A 19798-nucleotide genomic window follows, 5' to 3' on the forward strand; every position below is an offset into this window, starting at 1 on the left:
CCATTCAGAAAATCACTTAGGCGCATGAGGATAGATAATGTCCCGGAGTCTTTTGAAATTTACCCGTATTCTGGAAATTGTCGGGGACACCATCAAGGTCCGCGTTCCCTTTGACGGCACAGAAGACGCCGCGGTACGGTTCAACGATCTGGCGGTGATAGAAACGATAGACGGCCGCAAAACGCTGGCGCAGGTGATTTTCATCGACCGGGATGTGGTCACGCTGCAGGTGTTTTCCGGCACCAAGGGAATCTCGACTGAAGCGACGGCCACCTTTCTGGGCCATCCGATGCAAACACCCTATTCGGCCAATATTCTGGGGCGTGTCTTCGACGGGGCCGGGGCCGCAATCGACGGCGGGCCGGACCTGTCGGCGGAACCGCGCATCGACATCGGCGGCCCGACAGTGAACCCGGCCGAACGAGCGGTGCCCAACAAGATGATCCGCACCGATGTTCCGATGATCGACGTGTTCAACACGCTGGTCGAAAGCCAGAAGATCCCGATCTTTTCGGTCTCGGGCGAGCCGTTCAACGCCTTCCTCAGCCGCATCGGTATTCAGGCGGACGCCGATGTCGTGGTGTTCGGCGGGCTGGGCCTGATCTTTGACGATTACCACACCTTCCGCACCTCTTTCGAGGATGCAGGCGTGTTTGCGCGCACGGTGATGTTCGTCAATCAGGCGATGGACCCTCTGGTCGAGCGCCTGCTGGTCCCCGATATGGCGCTGGCCGTGGCCGAGAAATTCGCGGTGGAAGAGGGCAAGCGCGTGCTGGTCCTGCTGACCGACATGACCGCCTATGCCGACGCGATGAAAGAAGTGGGGATCAGCCAGGAACGTGTGCCCTCGCAGCGCGGCTATATGGGGGATCTCTATTCGCAACTGGCACGGCGGTATGAGAAGGCGTGCGATTATGCCAAGGGCGGCTCGGTCACCGTTCTGACCGTGACCACGATGCCCGGCAATGACGTGACCCATCCGGTGCCCGATAACACCGGCTACATCACCGAAGGCCAGTTCTACCTGCATTCCGGCGTGATCGACCCGTTCGGCAGCCTCTCGCGTCTCAAACAGAACGTGATCGGCAAGACCACGCGCGAGGATCACGGGCAGATCATGAACACCATGATCCGGTTCTATTCCGAAAGCCGCGATGCGGCGCAAAAGCAGGCGATGGCCTTTGATCTGTCGGATTACGATCACCAGTTGCTCAAGTTCGGCGACTTGTTCCGCACGCGGTTCATGGACATCAACGTCTCGATCTCGCTGGAAGAGGCGCTGGATCTGGGCTGGAAAACCCTGGCCGAATGTTTCGCGCCCGAACAACTGCTGATGAAACAGGCCCTGATCGACAAGTATTTCCCCAAGGATGCCGATGGCGCGGTTGCAGCTGAATAAATCGTCGCTCGCGCGCGAGCAGACGCAGCTGAAAAGCTATGAGCGGTTCCTGCCGTCGCTGGACCTCAAGCGCCAGCAGTTGATGGCCGAGCGGGTCAAGGCGCGCAAGGATGTACAGCGCCTGCAGGACGAAGTGCAGCAACTGGCACAACAGGTCGGAGAAAAGCTGCCCATGCTGGCGCAGCAGGGGATCGATCTGGATGGTCTGGTCGAGCTGAAAGACTTCAAGGTCAAAGAGGTCAACGTGGTGGGCGTCAAAATGCCCGATCTCGACCGGATCGAGGTTGCCGTGCGCCCCTATTCGGTGCTGGCCAAACCGCATTGGGTCGATGCCGCCGCCAGCCTGTTGCACGACATGATCGAAGCCCGCCTGCGCGTCAAAGTGGCCGAGGAACGGGTGCGGATATTCGACAAGGCGGTGGCCACGATCACCCAGCGGGTCAACCTGTTCGAAAAGGTTCTGATCCCGCGCGCCAAGGCCAACATCAAGAAAATCCGCATCTATCTGAGTGACGAGCAGATGCAGGCTGTGGTGCGGTCGAAAATCTCGAAGCGCAAACATGCGCAGGAGGCTGCGAGATGACCGTCGCGCGGCTCAAGAAGATGTCTCTGGTCGGGCCTGCCGCGCATAAGGGGGATACGCTAAGTGCGTTGCAGGATTTGGGCTGCATGCACGTGTTGCCGTTGGTGCCGCCGCCGGAAGAGCCGGAAAAGATCAGCGACCGCACGGCAAGACAGGCCTATAAGGCCCTGCGTTTCCTGACAGAAGTTGCCGATCCCCGGCGCCAGATACAGCGTGACCTCGAATTTGACATGGACCGGTTCGTGCCAAAGGTGATCGACCTGATACAGCGCACCCGCGACACCTTGGACCGCCGGGATTTTCTGGCGCATCGCATCGAGCAGGTGCGCCCGTGGGGGGATCTGGACTTCCCGCCGACGGACGCCTTGGCGGGCAACCGGCTGTGGTTCTACCAACTGCCCGTGAAACATCGCACGGCGCTGTCCGAATTGACGCTGCCCTGGGCCATTCTGGAAGAGGATCACCGCTATCTTTATGCCGTTCTGATCGCACCGGACGAACCCGATGACGACGTTCTGCCGGTTCCGCGTACCCATACCGGGTCGCTTCCCATTCACGAGTTGGAAGCGCAGTTGGAAGAGGCGGAAATCGAACTGGAAGCGCTTGAGGCCGAACGGGTCGCGCAGACGCGCTATCTGACATTGATGCGGCACAACCTGTCGGTTGCCGAAAGCGCCGCCGAACTGGCCCATGCGACGCAAAAAGTACGGGACGCCGAGGCCGTGTTCGCCGTGCAAGGCTGGGTGCCCGAAGATCAAATGGACGCGGTACTGGAGATGGCGAACGCAAACGGCGCAGCTGTGTTGATCGAGGAACCGGGGCCGGATGACGCTCCGCCCACTTTGTTGGAGCAGCCCAAAAACCGCCGTGCCGCCGTCGATCTGGCGCTGTTCTATCAGGTGCCCGGCTACCGGGACTGGGACCCGAGCGTCATCGTCGCGACCTCGTTCGCGATCTTCTTTGCGATGATCATCGCGGATGCGGGGTACGGCGCGGTCATACTGCTGGGCCTCCTGGTCTTTTGGAAGAAGCTGGAGGGTTCGGCGGATCAAAGGTCTTGGCGGCGTTATGGTCTGATCATCTCTGCCGCGACGGTTCTGTACGGTATTCTGGTCGGCAGCTATTTCGGCGTATCTCCGCCGGACGGGTCGGTCTGGGCCAGGGTCAAAGTGCTGGATATCAACAATTTCAACGCGATGATGTTGCTTTCCATCGTGGTGGGTGTGCTGCATCTGATACTCGCAAACGCTCTGGCCGCGCGGGCGGCGTGGGGGCGGCGCAAAGCCATTGCCAATCTGGGCTGGATCGCCGCGCTGAGTGGCGGGTTCGTTCTGTGGCTCAGCTATATGAATGGCAAATCACCGGTGCCGGGGGCGGCGACTATCGGCGTGGGGGTTCTGGCCATCGTGCTGTTTTCCAGCGAGCGGGTGATCACCAAACCAACCGACTGGCTGTGGCGGTTCATCGAGGGGGTGCAAAGCCTTGCCGGGGCTATGGGCGCGTTCGGCGATGTGCTCAGCTATATGCGCCTGTTTGCGCTGGGCCTCGCCTCGGCCTCGCTGGCGATAACGTTCAACGATCTGGCGGTGCAGGTGATGCATGCGCTGAAGGGGCCGGGCATTCTGTTCGGACTGCTGATCCTGATCGTCGGCCATGTCCTGAACTTCGCCCTCGCGATCATGAGCGGCGTCGTTCACGGATTACGCCTCAATTACATCGAATTCTTTAAATGGGGTCTGCCGGACGAAGGCACAGTCTTTCGCCCGTTCGCCCACAAGGAGGTTCAGGAATGAATGAGCTTGTTTTGACATTGGGCTGGCTGGGCATCTATGCGCCGATGGCACTGGGCGCTGCGGCCAGCGCCATTGGCTGCTCGATCGCCGGAATGGCCAGTATCGGCGCGATGACCGAAACCGAGGGCGGGTATGGCCGTTTCGTGGGCGTCTCGGCCTTTCCGTCGACGATGGTGATCTACGGTATCGTCATCATGTTCACCCTGAACCGCGAGGTGACGCCCGAGAATGCGGGCGGCCTGTTCGGCATCGGCATCCTGTCGGGTATCGCGCTGATTTATTGCGGCATCTGGCAGGGCAGGGCTTGTGCGGCGGCGATCAACGCGACCAAGGAAAAACCCGAGATATTCGGCCTGGCACTGGCCCCGGCGGCCATCATCGAAGGCTTCGGGGTCTTTGCCTTTGTCTTCGCTTTGGTCATCAGCGCGGGGATCAGCTAATGGCACAGGACGGTACGATTTCACATGGCGTTGACGCCCTGATCGACAAGCTGCGCAACGATGGGGTTGCTGCGGGTCAGGCCGAGGCCGAGAAGCTGCGCACCGAGGCTAAGGCCGAAGCCGCGCGCATTGTCGCCGACGCCAAGCGCGAAGCCGAGGCGTTCCAGAAAAAGGCCCGCACAGACACTGACAATTACCGCGCGGCGGGGGAAGAGGCGCTGAACACCGCCATGCGGGATGCGGTGCTGACGATGAAGGCGGGGCTGACGGATCGGTTCAAACAGGATGTCGAACGGCTTGTGACCAAGGAAATGGCCGACCCCGATCTGCTGAAACAGATGATCCTCGAAGTGGTTGGCCGTGCGGGGGAAGGAGCCAGTCTGGACGGCAAGGTGCATGTGATCCTGCCCGCCAAAGTCGCCACGCAGGAAGATATTAAGCAAAACGCCGACGACATTCAGTCGGGCAAGCTGACGAAATATGTTCTGGGCCTGACGGCCAAGATGCTGCGCGAAAATGTGGAACTGCACAGTTCAGACGACATTCAGGATGGCATCCGTGTGCGGGCCGAGGATCAGGGGGTGGTGCTGGATCTGACAGATAAGGCCGTTGCCTCGTTGCTGATGGAACATCTGCAGCCCCGGTTCCGCGCCGTTCTGGAAGGGGTGATCCGGTAGGATGCCCAACCCCGACGCCTATATCGCGCTGATCTGCAGCCTGCCGGGGTCCGAGCGGTTGTTTGTCGCCAAGCAACCGCCCCTGTCGCGGATCCGGCTGGATCGCCGCCTGAAAGCTCTGACGCCCGAAGACGCGCAGGTGTTGCGCGTGCTGGAACACACCCTGAGTTGGAGCGCTTATGACATGGACGTCACCGATGCGCAGGCGGTCCAGCGCTGCAAACGGGCGCTGCGGGACATCCCTCAGCCAACGTTGAAGAAAGCGTTTCTGGAGCGGATGGAACTGCGCTCGGCCATTGCTTCCCTGCGCCTGCGGAAACGGGGTGAGGGCGCGCCGCCCGGTCCAATCGGCGTCGGACGCTGGAGCCGCCATATACCAGCGAATTGGGGCGATCCGGGTTTCGGTCTGGAAACGGCCATGCCTTGGGTGAAAGAGGCGCAGCAGCTTTTGGATAACGAAGACCCGCTGGGTCTGGAACGCCTGCTGTTGTCGGTCAGTCACAAGCAACTGAAACGCCACGCCGCGCGCCATATGTTCGATTTCGAAGCCGTGGCGATCTACGTCCTGATCTGGAACATTTTCGACCGTTGGGCGCAAAGCAGCACGCAAGCGGCAGCCACGCGGTTCGAAGCCCTGGCACAGCAGGCCATGTCCGGCGTCGCCGATATCGATTTTGAGAGAGCAAGCGCATGACAGCCCCAACCTCATCCACCCAAACAGCCACGGCCCGCGTCGTCTCGGTGCAGGAGGGGCTGGTGCAGATTCAAGCTAACCCCGACGCCTCGGGGCAACCCGGTCAACTGGTCAAAAATGAGGTTGTCTACATCCTGCCATCCCGCCCCGGCCCACGCGGACGTCAGGAACGGCTCAAAGCCGAGGTGCTGCGCGTGCGGGGCGACACGGCGGATGTGCAGGTCTATGAAAGCACCGATGGCGTCGCCGTCGGCGACCCGGTCGAGCAATCCGGCCAGTTGCTGTCGGTCGAACTGGGGCCGGGCTTGCTGGGGCAGGTCTTTGACGGGTTGCAATCGCCCTTGCCGAAAGTGGCCGCCGAGTTCGGAACCTTCCTGCCGCGCGGCGCGGATGTTGCGCCGCTGGACGATCAGGCCAAGTGGTCTTTTTCGCCAACCGTGAAAGTGGGCGACACGGTCACAGCCGGGGACAGTATCGGCACCGTTCCCGAGGGGCATTTCAGCCACAAGATCATGCTGCCCTTTAACTGGGTGGGCGATTACAAGGTTGTCTGGGTTCAAAAGGGCGCTGCCACGATCCACGATATCGTCGCACGGCTCGAGGATGAGCAAGGCGGCGAGCACACTCTGACCCTGTCGCAGAAATGGCCGGTGCGCCGTCCGCTGCCCGAAAACATCCTGAAACGCGCCTTGTCCGAGCGGCTCTACCCGACCGAACCCGTGCTGACCTCGCAGCGCCTGATCGACACGTTCTTCCCAATCGCGCGCGGCGGAACCGCCTGCATTCCGGGGCCGTTCGGGGCGGGCAAGACCGTGTTGCAGAACCTGATCGCCCGGAACACCAAGGTCGATATCGTGATTGTCGTTGCCTGCGGCGAACGCGCCGGTGAGGTGGTCGAAACTATCCACGAATTCCCCAAAATGACCGATCCTTCTACAGGCAGCAGCCTGATGGACCGGACCATCATCATCTGCAACACCTCCTCGATGCCGGTCGCCGCGCGCGAGGCGTCGATCTTCACCGGCATTACCTTGGGCGAATATTACCGCCAGATGGGCTATGACGTGCTGCTAATTGCCGACAGCACCAGCCGCTGGGCACAAGCGATGCGCGAAACCTCGGGCAAGCTCGAGGAAATCCCCGGCGAGGAAGGCTTCCCTGCCTATCTGGAAAGCTCGATCAAGGGGCTGTACGAAAGGGCCGGGGCAGTCAAAACCAACGATGGCGATCTGGGTAGCCTGACCCTGATTGGCACGGTTTCACCCGCAGGCGGGAACTTTGACGAGCCGGTCACGCAGTCGACCCTGTCCACGGTGAAATGCTTCCTCGGCCTGTCATCCGAACGCGCCTATAAACGCTTCTATCCAGCCGTTGATCCAATGCTCAGCTGGTCGCGCTATCTGGATCAGTTATCAGCCTGGTACGACAAAAACGCCGAGCCCGGCTGGACTGGGAAAGTGCGCGATCTTCTGGCGCTGATCGAAAAGGGAGAACAGGTCGACCAGATGATGCAGGTCACTGGCGAAGAGGGCGTGACCATCGAGGACTTCGTGACCCAGCAAAAGGCGCTGTTCGTCGACATGGTCTACCTGCAGCAGGACGCTTTTGACAAAGTGGATGCAACCGTCCCGCTGGAGCGGCAAAAGATGACCTTCAAACTGGTCTACGACGTCACGCAATCCACTGCGCAATTCACCGACAAGGCCGAGGTTCGTCAGGTTTTCACGCAGTTGACGGGGTTGATGAAGAACTTCCACTATGCGGCGGAAAATACGCCGGAATACAAGTCGATCTGGGACCAGGTCGGAGATCTGTGCCGCAAAAAGTTCGGAGTGTAGGGGAAAATGGCAGCCCGTAGGGGAATCGAACCCCTCTTTCCAGGTTGAAAACCTGGCGTCCTAACCGATAGACGAACGGGCCATTTGGTCCAGACAAGCAAAAGTGGCAGCCCGTAGGGGAATCGAACCCCTCTTTCCAGGTTGAAAACCTGGCGTCCTAACCGATAGACGAACGGGCCACGCTGGCTTGTGGGGGGCCTTTTACGGTTTACCTCAGACCCCCGCAAGCCGAAAAATGCAGGGATGTGAAAGTTTTTTGGCGGGGTTAAAACCGGCTCTAGCCCGCCTCGGCGGCGTCTTCCAGCCTCAGTTGCACGCTCTGCCGTCCGCCCCAGGTGTTGACCTCGAGCCGTCCCGCAAAATGGAACCGCGCGCCGCCGTGATTGGACAGTTTGTCGCCCATCGGGCCGTCGAATGCGCCAAAGGCGATTGCGTCCAGCCCGCCACCGACCCCGTCAGACAGCGAAAGTTTCAGGTGGGTCTCTCCGACCCGCTTGGCAAAGCGCACCTGCAGATCGGGCAGGGCATAGCGCGGGGCAGGGGCGCTGGCCCCGAACGGCCCCGCCTTTTCGATCTGTTCGATCAGATCGACGGTGGCCGCGCCGGGCATCAGCGTGCCGTCGAGTTTCAGGTCCGCAGGCCCGCCTTCGCCTGCGCCCTGCCTGGCCAATAGCTCGCTCAGCCGTGCCATCGCGGGTTCCAACTGATCGCGCATCACCGTCAGCCCGGCAGCCATCTTGTGGCCGCCGCCCTTGACCAGCAGCCCCTCGGACGCAAGCCGCTGGATCGACGCGCCCAGATCGACGCCGGATATCGACCGGCCCGAGCCTTTGCCCTCATCCCCGTCAAAACCGATGACGATGGCAGGGCGGTTCGCGGCCTCTTTCAAACGCGATGCGACGATGCCGACAACACCCGGATGCCAGCCTTCGCCCGCAGCCCAGACCAGCGGAGCGTCCAGCCCCCGTTCCTCGGCCTGTTCTAGCGCCGCTGCGCGGACAGCGTTTTCGATATCCCGGCGTTCGGTGTTCAACTCGTCCAGCCGTTGCGACAGCGCCTCGGCCTCATGTTGCGAGTCCGTGCTGAGCAACCGCGCGCCCAGATCGGCTTGGCCGATCCGCCCGCCGGCATTGACGCGCGGTCCCAACAGAAACCCCAGATGATAGCTGTTGGGCGCCGAATCCATCCGCGCAACATCCGACAAAGCCACCAGACCGGGCCGCTGCCTTTGCGCCATAACCTTCAGCCCTTGCCGCACCAGCGCCCGATTGGCCCCGATCAGGGGGGCCACGTCCGCAACAGTCGCCAGCGCGACCAGATCCAGAAGCGAGATTAGGTCCGGGCTTTTGACCCCGGCCTCACGCAATTGCCGGCCCGCTTCGACCAGCATCAGGAACACAACGCCAGCCGCACACAGATAGCCCAGATCGCCGCTTTCATCCTGCCGGTTCGGGTTCACGACAGCCACGCAATCCGGCAGGGTTTCCCCGCCCAGATGGTGGTCCAGAACGATCACATCCGCGCCTTTCGCCGCCGCAATCGGCTCATGGCTGAGGGTACCGCTGTCCACACAGATGATCAGATCATGGGCCGCCGCAAGCTCCTGCATTGCCGGAACGTTCGGGCCATAGCCCTCGTCAATACGATCGGGCACATACAGCGTCGCCTGCAGCCCCATCTGGCGCAACCAGACCAGCAACAAAGCAGCCGAACTGCCGCCATCCACGTCATAGTCCGCAAACACCGCAATCCTCTGCCGTTCGCGCACGGCATTCAAAAACCGGCTTGCGGCAGTCTCCATGTCTTTCAGGCTGCGCGGATCGGGCAAAAGCTCTTTCAACTTGGGGTCCAGAAAACTCAGCGCCTCCATCGGCGGCACGCCCCGGCGCGCCAGAACCTGACACACAGCGCGCGGCAGGTCGGCCAGTTGCGCCAGCATGTCTGCGGCCCGCTCAACCTCGGGCGTGGGGCCAACCCACCGCCGCCCGGTCAGAGACTGTTCAACACCCAAAAACGCCACATCTCACCTCATGCACCAAGGCCGGACCCAATCGGACCCAGCCTCTTCATCTTTTCACAAATACTCTCGCCGAAGGCAGCGGCGCAAGCCGCTATGCTTCGTTATGCGGCCACATCGGTGTGCGGTAAGACATACGCCGGACCGAGCCTGTCTTGGACCGCATCAGCAATGTCGTCGTCTCGACCCAACCCGGTTCGCGCTTGATGCGCGGCAGCAGCGAGCCTCCGGTCACGCCAGTAGCGGCAAAGATCACATCCGCCGTGACCATCTCGTCCCGCGCATAGACGCGGTCCAGATCGGTAATGCCCGCCTTGGCCGCGCGGCCCCGTTCATCATCGTTTCGGAACAGCAGACGGCCAAAGATCTGCCCGCCCATGCATTTCAGGGCCGCGGCAGCCAGCACACCCTCGGGCGCACCGCCCTGACCCATATACATGTCGATGCCGGTCTCTTCGCTCTCGGCGCAATGCATGACACCGGCCACATCGCCATCGGTGATCAGACGGATCGAGGCGCCGGTCTCGCGCACCTCGGCGATCATTGCCTCATGGCGCGGGCGCTCAAGAATGCAAACGGTGATGTCGGCGGGTTCGCAGCCTTTCGCCTTGGCCAGCGCTTCGACCCGTTCGCGTGGGCTCATGTCCAGATTGACGATGCCCTCGGGATAGCCCGGGCCAACCGCCAGCTTGTCCATATACACATCCGGCGCATGCAACATCGAACCGCGCGGGCCCATGGCGATCACGGTCAGCGCGTTGGGCATGTCCTTGGCAGTCAGCGTGGTCCCTTCCAGCGGGTCCAGCGCGATGTCCACGCCGGGGCCGTTACCGGTGCCGACCTCTTCGCCGATATAGAGCATCGGTGCTTCGTCGCGTTCCCCTTCACCGATGACAACGACGCCTGCGATATCCAGCAGGTTCAACTGCTCGCGCATTGCGTTCACCGCAGCCTGATCAGCGGCTTTTTCATCGCCCCGCCCAACCAGCGAGGCCGAGGCCAGTGCAGCCTGTTCCGCAACCCTTGCCAGCCCCAGTGACAGCAGGCGGTCGTTAAAATCGATCTTGGCAGCACTCATGTTTTGGTATCCTTAGGTCAATACAGCCGTAATATCCGGCATAGCTTGCGTTTCATGCAGGCCGCAAGCTCAAACCTCTTCAATCCGCAAGGCAACGGGCTCGCCAGCGATGACATCGGTGTCGCGCAGACCCTCTAAGGCGACGTCCAGCGTTGTGCGTGTTGTCTTGTGGGTGACGATCAGCACCGGCGCGGTGCTTTCGGCATGCGCGTACTGGCGCATACGGTCGATCGAGACACCGGCATCGCCCAGAATAGCGGCCACCTTGGCCAGCGCGCCGGGTTTGTCCAGCAGAGCCAGCCGCAAATAATATGGTGCAGGCAGGCCGGTCACGGCGGGCCGCGCATCTTGCAACGAAGTGGCGGGGCGCCCGAAGGTCGGAATGTGCAGCCCACGCGCCAGGTCGCAGACATCGCCCATCACCGCACTGGCGGTCGGGCCTTCGCCTGCGCCCGGGCCGCGCAAAACGATCTGATCGACCGCGTCGCCATCCAGCACGACCATATTGGTGCCACCTTCCAACTGACCCAGAGGCGAGTCACTCGGCACCAGACAGGGCTGCATCCGCTGCTCCAGCCCGCGTGCGGTGCGCTGCGCTACGCCCAGCAGTTTGATCCGGTAGCCCATGTCGTTAGCCTGATGGATGTCATCCAGGCTGATCTGCTGGATGCCCTCGATCTCGATCCCGTCGAAATTTGGCTTGGTGCCAAAGGCAATCGAGGACAGCAGCGCCAGCTTATGTGCCGCGTCGATGCCGCCGACATCAAGGTTAGGATCGGCTTCCAGATAGCCAAGCTGGGCGCATTCTTCGAACAGAGCGTTATAGCCCAGCTGCTGCGACTGCATCCGGGTCAGGATGTAGTTGCAGGTGCCGTTCATCACGCCCATGACGCGGGTAATGTCGTTTCCGGCCAGCCCTTCGGTCAGCGATTTGATGACCGGGATGCCACCTGCCACGGCGGCCTCGAACCGGATCACGCGACCTTCGGCCTCAGCCATTTCGGCAAGCTGCTGCCCGTGGATCGCCAGCAGCGCCTTGTTGGCCGTAACCACATCCTTGCCACTGGCCAGTGCAGCCTCGACCGAGGCTTTGGCCGGGCCGTTCTCGCCGCCCATTAGTTCGACAAACACGTCAATGTCATCGCGTTTGGCCAGAGCAACCGGGTCGGTTTCCCAGGCATAATCCGACAAGCTGATGCCGCGATCCTTGCTGGCATCGCGCGCAGAGACCGCCACGATTTCGATCGGACGACCGGTCCGTGCCTGCAACAGCTCTGCATGGCGGCGGACGATCCTGACGACACCCACCCCGACCGTTCCCAAGCCCGCAATTCCCAGCCGCAGCGCCTGTGTCATTCCGTGGGTTCCTTTCCGCTCGAAATTTTCTGATTTCGGACCCGTCGTCCGTTCAGCGCTGCCTTAGCCGGTTCAGGCCAAGGGTGCAATCCGTCAGAGGGCCTTAGGCCAGTGCGATCAGTTGATCTGGGCGTTTTGCAGGGCCTGCGCCTTTTTCGACAGCGCTTCGCTGCGGGCGGTCAGGTCTTCTTCGACCTCGGTGGCCTCGCTGATCGGGTCCACCGGCGGGCCAAGCGTGTCCTGCAGCGGGATAAGGCGCGGGTAGCGGGCCGATTTCACCGAGGCTGGTTCGCTGCCTTCCAGTTCGGGAAAGTCAGCGCAGCCAGCGCAGAGGATTAACAATGCCAGCAGGGGCAGAGGCTTCACGGCAAACCCTTTCGATAGCGGTCTCAGCCCTGTGATGCACGGTTTATCGGACCGGTTCAAGCAGGGTTCTATTTGAACGATTGTTCAGATACGGTGCGCATATGGCAAGAACGCAAGGATCACATTCCGACATTACCGGCCCGCGCATCCGGAAAGCGGCGCTGGGACTTTTTGCGCGCCATGGTTACGCGGCGGTGTCGATGCGCCAGATCGCAGCTCAGGTCGGCGTGCAGGCCGGGGCGCTTTACAACTACACACCCGACAAGCAAAGCCTGCTGTACCGGCTGATGCGCGAACACATGCAGGAACTTCTGGCGGCCTATGACGCGTTGGACAAAGACGGCACTGCGCAGGACGCGCTGCGCCGGTTCGTCGGGTTTCACATCCGGTTCCACCTGCAGCGCCCGGATGAGGTTTTCATCGCCTATATGGAGCTGCGCAACCTGACGCCCGAGAACTTTGCCGAGATCGAGGATCTGCGCAGGCAATATGAAAACGCGCTGGAAAGCATCCTGCATGACGGCCAGCAGGCGGGTCTGTTTTCCATCTCGGACACCAAGATCACTGCACTGGCGGTGATCGCCATGCTGAACGGTGTCATGACCTGGTATCGGGCAGGGGGGCGGTTGTCGCTGGACGAGGTCGAGCAGATTTATTGGGACATGGTCCGCCGTGCGGTAACCGCCTGACCCGAACCGGGTCAGGCGCTAGGTTTAGTGGGCCGGGCGAATAAAGGTCCCGTTGCGCAATTCCTGAAACGCCTGTTCAAGCTCGGCGCGGGTGTTCATGACAATCGGTCCGTGCCACGCCACAGGCTCGTCAATCGGAGCGCCCGAGATCAGCAGGAACCGCACGCCTTCCGGTCCGGCCTGAACGGTGATTTCATCCCCGGTGCCAAAGCGCACAAGCGTCCGGTCGCCGGACATGTCGCGGATGTTGACCTCTTGCCCCGCGACCTCTTTCTCCAGCAAGACACCGGTGGGCTGCGAGGCGTCGGCAAAGGCGGCCTGCCCCTGAAACACATAGGCAAAGGCGCGCCGGTAGGTGTCGATGCGAAAGGTCTTTTTCACGCCCGCGGGGATCTGGATATCCAGATATTGCGGGTCCGCCGCGATGCCATCGACCGGTCCGGTTTTGCCCCAGAATTCCCCCACGACGACCCGCACCGTGGTTCCGTCGTCATCCGTGATTTCGGGGATGTCCCTGCTTTGCACATCCTGATAGCGCGGGGCCGTCATCTTCTGGTCCGAAGGCAGATTGCCCCACAGCTGAAACCCATGCATCTGGCCCGCGTTGTTCCCGTGCGGCATCTCCTGGTGCAAAATGCCCGATCCGGCGGTCATCCATTGCACATCGCCCGCCCCCAACGTGCCGCTGTTACCCAGCGAATCCGAATGCTCGACCGTTCCGGCCAGCACATAGGTGATTGTCTCGATCCCCCGATGAGGATGCCATGGGAACCCGGGCTGATAATCACGCGGATGTTCGTTCCGGAAATCGTCAAACAGCAGAAACGGGTCGAATTCCGAGGGGTCCTGAAACCCGAAGGCACGGTGCAGTTTCACACCTGCGCCTTCCATCGTCGGGACGGATTTCCGGGTTTCCAGTGTAGGTCTTAAGGACATGGTCGCCTCCTGTTCGTGTGAACAGCATGTAACCTCTGCATCCATGCGGTCAATTTGCGGCAAAACACCGGCTCTGTGCAGAAATGTTAAAGCGATCCCGACCTGTTGTCCGCGCCAAAAACCCGCTACATCAGGGCAGAGCAGACAGGAGGCATCAATGCAGGACGAAGTTCTGGCAACAATCCGGGCGTCATCCGCCAGACGGTGGACCGGGGTCGGGCTGTTGATCCTTGTGGGGGCCTCGGTGATCTATGTGGCGTTTGCGGCGCCTCCTGAACCGTTCTGGCAGGCATTTCTGCTTGTCTTCGGCGGCGGCGCCTTCTGGCTGTCGTATCGCATGTGGCAGGTCGCGTTCGACCGTATCGAGCTCACCCGGTCGGAGCTGAGAACGGGGCAGGGGGTTCTGATCGCAAAGGTTCAGGATATCGAGGCGGTTGACCGTGGGTTTTTGGCCTTCAAACCCTCAAACGGATTTGTGATCCGGACACGCAGCAAACAGGCGACCAGCTGGGCCCCGGGTTTGTGGTGGTGCGTGGGTCACCGAGTGGGCATTGGCGGCATGACAGCCGCCGCCGAAACCAAAGTTATGGCTGATGTTCTGTTAGTGAGATTGGCTGAAGGCTAGGTGACTTCACAATCGGGATTGTTGATGTTGGTGTAGCCGCGCGGGTGCGTGAATATGAAGTTCTCCATGGGGAAGGAATTGTCCCCAAAACCCGTTTTGAACGGGCGCGTGTACCAATCCCGGGCCTCGACGAGAATCATGGTACTGTCATCGGCCATCGTTGGAATGCGATCCAAAATTCCTTGAAAGGTCTCGGTATTCCACTCGGTGAAGTAGACGCCGCGTTCACAGGACCATTCGACCACATGCCCGTCGTCCGGATCCTTGCGAATAAACGAAATGCGCATGGATACGTCCGAACGGGACGCCAGCATGGCCTGCAACAGTTCATACATTGTGTCGATATACTGATTGTTCATCTCGCGACTTTCACGAGAGACGATATCCGCTAGCGCATATGTCGCCTTTAGATTCCGCGAACTTTGGCGATATCCGTCAAAATACGAAAGAGTGGACCACATGCCCCAGAAGAGCAGGGGAAGCATCAGGATCGCCTCGATCGAAACCGCGCCGCCGTCTTCCCTTCGCCACAGACGAGTGAAGAACCGTGAGACCTTTTTGCGGGGGGAGTGCTTAGTTGGGCTCATGGACAAACACCGACATTGCATGCAATTGATAACGACCATTTTCTTTGTGTTTGCGGAGCTGCTGAGAAAGCGTAGAGCCGACGATTAGTGGCTTAACTTCGACGCAGGCCCGAATGATCATTAGTTCGTTCGAAGCACCCACTTCAAAAATCCTGTCGTCAGGCTCACGAATTTCTTCGGGTGTATCGAGACACAGTGGTTCAAAGGTAAACAGAGCTTCGTTGCCAGCCGCGTTTGGGTCGTCCATTGGATCAAAGCTTTGCATTTCTACCGAGAGATTGGCGAAGCAATCGGGGATCGCCCCCGCCTTCTTGCAGATCTCTTCTTTGAGCAGTGTGTGCGACCAGCTTGCATTTGGCGAGGGATCGTATTTTTCGATCTTGTTCATGCGAACATCCTGAATGATCTCGTCCAGAGCCCGTTCAAGGTTGGCATGGTTGTACGAAAGGATTCCGTACTCCACGCCCGAATAGGTGCTCATCAAGAAAATCGGAAACCACATCACGAATTCGATGGTCGACGTGCCTTCTTCATTCTTACGAAAGCGGCGAAAACTTGAGAAAAGGCGCGTTATCATTGGGTAAGCCTTAGGCTGCGGATGCTGGACCCGATCGAGGCAAATACGTCCACGATCTGATCGCCGGTCGCTTCGTAATAGGCACCGTCGTCACTGCTGCAGTCTTTCAGCAGTGATTTGCCGGCGTCCGGAGCTTCGAAGGCGATGGTAAACACAACGATGTTCTTGCTGGCCGCATTGGCGCAGAGCGCGCGTGCCCGAGCGTCTTTGGTGCTGCGCCCAATGTACTCGACCGCATTGTTGTACCAGTTGTTACCAGCTGTGGTTCCCAGAGATTCTCTGAAAAGGTCGCGAATTGCGCGGTGTGTCGTGCGTTTCCAGACGTCTGGCCATTCCAGTACCGTAGAGTTAATTTCGTTTCCTGCACTGTCAGTTACGAAAATCTCACGGGTGAAGTTGGTGTCAAACGACGTACATTCGTAAGCTCCGCTGGCATTCTGACGCCAACCAGTACAGCGTGCTTCAGTGTACGAGTTGGGGCAGTCCGGCTGAGCTCTGACCAGATATGGGTCAGTGCCTTGGTACCCACCGTAGGGGCATTGCTGCCAAACCTCTCGGGCCCAATAAAATCCGCGGTTGCTATCCCACTCGTAGTTGGGGACATCGTGCCAATAGTACATTTCTCTGGCGTAGTCATAAGTGGAATAGTTGCCCTCAAGGCGGTGCCACCACAGGTTTGACACGCCCTCACGATAGGGTTCTTTGACCTTATATTGCGTTGTGTTCGCGCCGTCCGTCATCAGAACAACAACCTTCATGGCGTCATTGCTGGCATAGGTGTTCGGCCGGGTCGCGAATTCTGAAGGAATTTCGTTGTTCGCCGCAAGATCGGCCGCAACGGGCTGAAAGCTCTGGTCAAGCAGGGTCAGGCCCCATTTCAGACCAAGGTCGATTGAGGTGTTACCCGAAGCCTCAAGATTGTTGATGAATGCGTTCAGCGTTGCGGGATCTTTCTGCAATGTCTCCACTTCACGGTTCGTGCGACGGTCGCAGACTTCGTTGTACACAATGTCGTTTGTCGGGCGGCGATCATAAGTGGACCACGGCGTGAAATGCAGCGTACGGGGCCGGATCATGTCCAGGTCGAAAGAGCTTGTGTTGAACTCATCGCTCGTAAAGTTCAGACAGTTTGCGTATTCGTTCACTCCGGTGAAAGCCGATCCCGGCGACGGAGCGCCCGACATGAAATTGGCCTGCAGGCTGTTCATAAGGCTGTCCGAGACAGCAACCTGAGTTGCGTATGGTATGACCGAGATCGACAATTTGCCATCTTCGGTCTTGTCTGCCATTTCCTGCACAAATTCGGTAGCGGCTCGCTTCAGGTTTGTCAGGCGGCTATAGCTGTTCATCGAACCGGAAACGTCCAACACCAGCGAAATCTCGACGTCGTCGATAGATTCTTCAGCGACACTGTGGACCTGGGCCAGAATTGTGGGGTTTTTCAGACCGTCAGTCCCCCAAATGCCTGCCATTCCCATGAAGTGAGTGGGCACGTCCATTCTTACGATAGCCTCGACCCGACGATAGCCATCGATCGTCACGGCGGTAGAGCCACATACGTTGGGCTGCACGTCGATATAGGCGAGGAACTGATCCAGACCTTCTTTGTTTAGATAGTCGCGGATGACGTCCTCGGGGCACAGATCCTGATCCAGGTCGGCAGCAGCCAGAACCGCCCGGTCCAGGGCATATTGCAATCTGGCGCGCTCGCGGTCGTAGCGCATCACGTCAACGGCAAAACCCGTGACGGTAATGATGATCATCAGAAAGCCCAGCGTCATCGGAGTCATGGCGCCGCCTTCGCGGTTTAGAAAAGAATCCCGAAGCCATCGACGAACGCCAAAATTCTTCCGTTTTACCAATCCCGATTTCCAATCAAACTTCTTCATAACGTGTCCCTCTGCTGGCCAGACACACCGAACCCAGTTCTTTGCAACTTTAATTTTTTATCGTTCGAACGTGGCGAGAATTGGGCGTCAATGCCACTATGATGCTATTTTTGCATGAAAATCGGCTGCAGTTACTGCTGCCAGGCGGTGTTTGTTTCGACCTGTGGAACAATGCGGCCACTGCCGAAGTCGGGCGACTCGGCACAGGCCGGGGAAACGGTTCTTTCATTTTTTGATGAAAAAAGCAGCAGATGAAGATTGCGGCGACTGGTGAGCGGTGCGACAAGTTGACGTTCGTTTGCCAGTTACCAGTGCGGAGGAATTCATGGACGGTATCAAAGAACCGAGCTTTCGTGAGAGCGTCGATTTGATGTTCAACAGGGCTGCGTCCCTGATGGATCTGCCGCCGGGGCTGGAAGAAAAAATCCGCGTTTGCAATGCCACCTATACGGTTCGGTTCGGGGTTCGTCTGCGGGGAGAGATTCATACGTTTACCGGATATCGCTCGGTCCATTCCGAGCATATGGAGCCCGTGAAAGGCGGAATCCGCTACGCTCTTGCCGTGAACCAGGATGAGGTCGAGGCGCTTGCGGCGCTGATGACATACAAATGCGCACTGGTCGAAACCCCGTTTGGCGGGTCCAAGGCGGGCTTGTGCATTGATCCCCGTCAGTACGAAGAGCACGAGATGGAGCAGATCACCCGACGGTTCGCCTATGAGCTTGCCAAACGCGATCTGATCAACCCGTCCCAGAACGTACCCGCCCCGGACATGGGAACCGGCGAGCGCGAGATGGCCTGGATGGCGGATCAATACGCCCGGATGAACACGACGGATATCAACGCCCGCGCCTGTGTCACGGGCAAGCCGCTGAACGCCGGCGGCATCGCCGGGCGGGTCGAGGCCACCGGTCGCGGCATCAATACGCCCTGCGGGAGTTCTTCCGCCATCCCGAGGACATTGCAAAAGCGGGTCTGACCGGCACGCTGGATGGCAAGCGGGTCGTTGTGCAGGGGCTCGGTAACGTGGGCTATCACGCCGCGAAGTTCCTATGCGAGGAGGACGGATCACGCATCGTCGGGATCATCGAGTGGGACGGGGCGCTTTATAACCCGGACGGCATAGACGTTGAGGCGGTACGCCAGTGGATCGTCAAGCACGGCGGCGTCAAGGACTATCCCGATGCGACCCATTCCGCCGCAGGTGCGGATGTTCTGGAAGCCGAGTGCGATATCCTGATCCCGGCCGCGCTGGAGGGGGTCATCAATCTTGAAAATGCAGAGCGTATCAAAGCTCCGCTGATCATCGAGGCGGCAAATGGCCCGGTTACGGCGGGTGCCGATGAAGTCCTGCGCAAGAAGGGCACGGTGATCATTCCGGACATGTATGCCAATGCCGGCGGCGTGACGGTGTCTTATTTTGAGTGGGTCAAGAACCTGAGCCATATTCGCTTTGGCCGGATGCAACGCCGTCAGGAAGAGGCGCGGCACGAGTTGATCGTCAGCGAGTTGGAACGGCTGGACCGCTACCTTGGTGATGCGTGGTCCATGTCGCCGGATTTCAAGGCCAAGTACCTGAAGGGCGCGGATGAGCTGGAACTGGTGCGCTCGGGCCTGGATGACACGATGCGCATTGCCTACCAGTCGATGCGCGAAGTGTGGCATAGCCGCGACGATGTCGAGGATCTGAGGACGGCGGCCTATATCGTGGCCATTGATCGGGTCTCGAAAAGCTATCGCGCAAAAGGGCTGTGAAGGATCGAACGGCGGGGCAACCTGTTTGCCCCGCTGCGCAAGCTTTTGGCCGTGCCGGCTGATTTGAACGATGGCGGGCCGTCAAAAGCGCGGTTAATCTGCCTTTGATTAAACGATTCCCGGAGAACCCAATGTTGCGTATCGCACTTGCCGCCGCTTTATTCGCCACCCCTCTGGCCGCTGCCGAGACCAAAGAGCAAAGCTGTGGCTATCAGGCGGAAGTTGTCGCTGCGATCCAGAAGGCGCGGTTGGACCGGGTCAAGGAACGCGACGTGGCGCAGGCTATCGCGGATTCGGGGCCGTCGTGGCCCGAGAACTACAACGCGGCCATCCCTTTGATCACCCCGTGGGTCTATGAGCAAAAGATGCGCGACGTGCGCAAAAAGGACCTGGGTGCTGCGTGGCTGGAACTGTGCCTGCAGCAATAATCCACAGGGCTGCGAATTCGCTGTGGACAACCGCGCGCCATCCCCTTGGCGCGCGTTTCGGTTTCTGGCAG

18 protein-coding genes, 2 tRNA genes and 1 pseudogene are annotated in these 19798 nt (G+C 59.9%); 11 read left to right on the forward strand and 10 right to left on the reverse strand.

All coding sequences use genetic code 11. The features are described from left to right. Positions 1-37 precede the first annotated feature (37 nt). The 7 genes from ACR0EZ_RS01215 to ACR0EZ_RS01245 are packed head-to-tail and all read left to right on the forward strand — an operon-like array spanning position 38 to position 7424. A complete protein-coding gene (locus tag ACR0EZ_RS01215) occupies positions 38-1399 on the forward strand; it encodes a V-type ATP synthase subunit B (RefSeq protein ID WP_480609968.1) in 1362 nt (453 codons plus the stop codon). Then, positions 1377-1982 (forward strand): V-type ATP synthase subunit D, encoded by a 606-nt coding sequence (locus tag ACR0EZ_RS01220; protein WP_480609970.1) that lies wholly within the window; start codon positions 1377-1379, stop codon positions 1980-1982. Before ACR0EZ_RS01215 ends, ACR0EZ_RS01220 begins: the two co-directional genes overlap by 23 nt. Further along, positions 1979-3775, forward strand: a complete 1797-nt coding sequence (locus ACR0EZ_RS01225) for a V-type ATP synthase subunit I (protein ID WP_480609972.1) — start codon at positions 1979-1981, stop codon at positions 3773-3775. Before ACR0EZ_RS01220 ends, ACR0EZ_RS01225 begins: the two co-directional genes overlap by 4 nt. Next, positions 3772-4215, forward strand: a complete 444-nt coding sequence (locus ACR0EZ_RS01230) for an ATP synthase subunit C (protein ID WP_480609974.1) — start codon at positions 3772-3774, stop codon at positions 4213-4215. Before ACR0EZ_RS01225 ends, ACR0EZ_RS01230 begins: the two co-directional genes overlap by 4 nt. Then, on the forward strand, positions 4215-4892 hold the full coding sequence (locus ACR0EZ_RS01235; protein WP_480609976.1) for a hypothetical protein: 678 nt from the start codon (positions 4215-4217) through the stop codon (positions 4890-4892). Before ACR0EZ_RS01230 ends, ACR0EZ_RS01235 begins: the two co-directional genes overlap by 1 nt. A gap of 1 nt (position 4893) precedes the next feature. Further along, entirely contained in the window at positions 4894-5586 is a 693-nt protein-coding gene (locus tag ACR0EZ_RS01240) for a hypothetical protein (RefSeq protein ID WP_480609978.1), read from the forward strand. Then, on the forward strand, positions 5583-7424 hold the full coding sequence (locus tag ACR0EZ_RS01245; RefSeq protein ID WP_480609980.1) for a V-type ATP synthase subunit A: 1842 nt from the start codon (positions 5583-5585) through the stop codon (positions 7422-7424). Before ACR0EZ_RS01240 ends, ACR0EZ_RS01245 begins: the two co-directional genes overlap by 4 nt. A 7-nt stretch (positions 7425-7431) precedes the next feature. Here the strand turns inward: ACR0EZ_RS01245 and ACR0EZ_RS01250 are convergent. From ACR0EZ_RS01250 to ACR0EZ_RS01275, 6 genes are all read right to left on the reverse strand, one after another. Then, positions 7432-7506 (reverse strand) — tRNA-Glu (locus ACR0EZ_RS01250). Positions 7507-7528: 22 nt separating this feature from the next. Beyond that, positions 7529-7603 (reverse strand) — tRNA-Glu (locus tag ACR0EZ_RS01255). Between the two features lie 98 nt (positions 7604-7701). Then, positions 7702-9444 (reverse strand): single-stranded-DNA-specific exonuclease RecJ, encoded by a 1743-nt coding sequence (gene recJ / locus ACR0EZ_RS01260; protein ID WP_480609982.1) that lies wholly within the window; start codon positions 9442-9444, stop codon positions 7702-7704. Between the two features lie 91 nt (positions 9445-9535). Next, on the reverse strand, positions 9536-10519 hold the full coding sequence (gene glpX, locus ACR0EZ_RS01265) for a class II fructose-bisphosphatase (protein ID WP_480609983.1): 984 nt from the start codon (positions 10517-10519) through the stop codon (positions 9536-9538). Positions 10520-10588: 69 nt separating this feature from the next. Continuing rightward, on the reverse strand, positions 10589-11875 hold the full coding sequence (locus tag ACR0EZ_RS01270; RefSeq protein WP_480609985.1) for a homoserine dehydrogenase: 1287 nt from the start codon (positions 11873-11875) through the stop codon (positions 10589-10591). A gap of 117 nt (positions 11876-11992) precedes the next feature. After that, positions 11993-12241, reverse strand: coding sequence for a hypothetical protein (locus tag ACR0EZ_RS01275; RefSeq protein WP_480609986.1), 249 nt, complete (start codon positions 12239-12241; stop codon positions 11993-11995). A 101-nt stretch (positions 12242-12342) separates the two neighbouring features. On the opposite strand from ACR0EZ_RS01275, the gene ACR0EZ_RS01280 reads away from it, so the two are divergent. Further along, positions 12343-12930 (forward strand): TetR/AcrR family transcriptional regulator, encoded by a 588-nt coding sequence (locus tag ACR0EZ_RS01280; protein ID WP_480609988.1) that lies wholly within the window; start codon positions 12343-12345, stop codon positions 12928-12930. A 24-nt stretch (positions 12931-12954) separates the two neighbouring features. Here ACR0EZ_RS01280 and ACR0EZ_RS01285 read toward each other — a convergent pair whose 3' ends face one another. Then, positions 12955-13866 carry a pirin family protein gene (locus tag ACR0EZ_RS01285; RefSeq protein WP_480609989.1) on the reverse strand — a complete coding sequence of 304 codons (912 nt, stop codon included), beginning with the start codon at positions 13864-13866 and terminating at the stop codon, positions 12955-12957. A gap of 157 nt (positions 13867-14023) precedes the next feature. Here ACR0EZ_RS01285 and ACR0EZ_RS01290 point away from each other — a divergent pair, with 157 nt between their 5' ends. Continuing rightward, positions 14024-14491: a hypothetical protein gene (locus tag ACR0EZ_RS01290; protein WP_480609990.1), complete on the forward strand. Its 468-nt coding sequence runs from the start codon at positions 14024-14026 to the stop codon at positions 14489-14491. On the opposite strand, the gene ACR0EZ_RS01295 is transcribed toward ACR0EZ_RS01290, so the two are convergent. From ACR0EZ_RS01295 to ACR0EZ_RS01305, 3 genes are read right to left on the reverse strand one after another with little or no spacing between them, the layout of a single operon-like run. Continuing rightward, positions 14488-15078, reverse strand: coding sequence for a TadE/TadG family type IV pilus assembly protein (locus ACR0EZ_RS01295; RefSeq protein ID WP_480609991.1), 591 nt, complete (start codon positions 15076-15078; stop codon positions 14488-14490). The two genes, ACR0EZ_RS01290 and ACR0EZ_RS01295, sit on opposite strands and share 4 nt — an antisense overlap. After that, positions 15065-15655, reverse strand: a complete 591-nt coding sequence (locus ACR0EZ_RS01300; RefSeq protein ID WP_480609992.1) for a TadE/TadG family type IV pilus assembly protein — start codon at positions 15653-15655, stop codon at positions 15065-15067. The genes ACR0EZ_RS01295 and ACR0EZ_RS01300 overlap by 14 nt, the downstream gene beginning before the upstream one ends. Then, positions 15652-17445, reverse strand: coding sequence for a pilus assembly protein TadG-related protein (locus ACR0EZ_RS01305; RefSeq protein ID WP_480609993.1), 1794 nt, complete (start codon positions 17443-17445; stop codon positions 15652-15654). The genes ACR0EZ_RS01300 and ACR0EZ_RS01305 overlap by 4 nt, the downstream gene beginning before the upstream one ends. A gap of 424 nt (positions 17446-17869) precedes the next feature. On the opposite strand from ACR0EZ_RS01305, the pseudogene ACR0EZ_RS01310 reads away from it, so the two are divergent. After that, positions 17870-19299 (forward strand): annotated as a pseudogene (locus tag ACR0EZ_RS01310) (Glu/Leu/Phe/Val family dehydrogenase). A gap of 131 nt (positions 19300-19430) precedes the next feature. After that, the gene (locus ACR0EZ_RS01315) at positions 19431-19727 is read left to right on the forward strand and encodes a hypothetical protein (RefSeq protein WP_480609995.1); all 297 of its coding nucleotides are present in this window, start codon (positions 19431-19433) and stop codon (positions 19725-19727) included. Positions 19728-19798 lie beyond the last annotated feature (71 nt).

The sequence above is a fragment of the Ruegeria sp. AK4 genome (genome assembly GCF_056541025.1).

Coding starts and splice junctions, on each gene's coding strand:
- ACR0EZ_RS01295 (WP_480609991.1), bottom strand. CDS start 15,078: ATGAGCCCAACTAAGCACTCCCCCCGCAAAAAGGTCTCACGGTTCTTC.
- glpX (WP_480609983.1), bottom strand. CDS start 10,519: ATGAGTGCTGCCAAGATCGATTTTAACGACCGCCTGCTGTCACTGGGG.
- ACR0EZ_RS01240 (WP_480609978.1), top strand. CDS start 4,894: ATGCCCAACCCCGACGCCTATATCGCGCTGATCTGCAGCCTGCCGGGG.
- ACR0EZ_RS01230 (WP_480609974.1), top strand. CDS start 3,772: ATGAATGAGCTTGTTTTGACATTGGGCTGGCTGGGCATCTATGCGCCG.
- ACR0EZ_RS01290 (WP_480609990.1), top strand. CDS start 14,024: ATGCAGGACGAAGTTCTGGCAACAATCCGGGCGTCATCCGCCAGACGG.
- ACR0EZ_RS01225 (WP_480609972.1), top strand. CDS start 1,979: ATGACCGTCGCGCGGCTCAAGAAGATGTCTCTGGTCGGGCCTGCCGCG.
- ACR0EZ_RS01215 (WP_480609968.1), top strand. CDS start 38: ATGTCCCGGAGTCTTTTGAAATTTACCCGTATTCTGGAAATTGTCGGG.
- ACR0EZ_RS01305 (WP_480609993.1), bottom strand. CDS start 17,445: ATGACTCCGATGACGCTGGGCTTTCTGATGATCATCATTACCGTCACG.
- ACR0EZ_RS01300 (WP_480609992.1), bottom strand. CDS start 15,655: ATGATAACGCGCCTTTTCTCAAGTTTTCGCCGCTTTCGTAAGAATGAA.
- ACR0EZ_RS01315 (WP_480609995.1), top strand. CDS start 19,431: ATGTTGCGTATCGCACTTGCCGCCGCTTTATTCGCCACCCCTCTGGCC.
- ACR0EZ_RS01245 (WP_480609980.1), top strand. CDS start 5,583: ATGACAGCCCCAACCTCATCCACCCAAACAGCCACGGCCCGCGTCGTC.
- ACR0EZ_RS01285 (WP_480609989.1), bottom strand. CDS start 13,866: ATGTCCTTAAGACCTACACTGGAAACCCGGAAATCCGTCCCGACGATG.
- ACR0EZ_RS01235 (WP_480609976.1), top strand. CDS start 4,215: ATGGCACAGGACGGTACGATTTCACATGGCGTTGACGCCCTGATCGAC.
- ACR0EZ_RS01220 (WP_480609970.1), top strand. CDS start 1,377: ATGGCGCGGTTGCAGCTGAATAAATCGTCGCTCGCGCGCGAGCAGACG.
- ACR0EZ_RS01280 (WP_480609988.1), top strand. CDS start 12,343: ATGGCAAGAACGCAAGGATCACATTCCGACATTACCGGCCCGCGCATC.
- ACR0EZ_RS01270 (WP_480609985.1), bottom strand. CDS start 11,875: ATGACACAGGCGCTGCGGCTGGGAATTGCGGGCTTGGGAACGGTCGGG.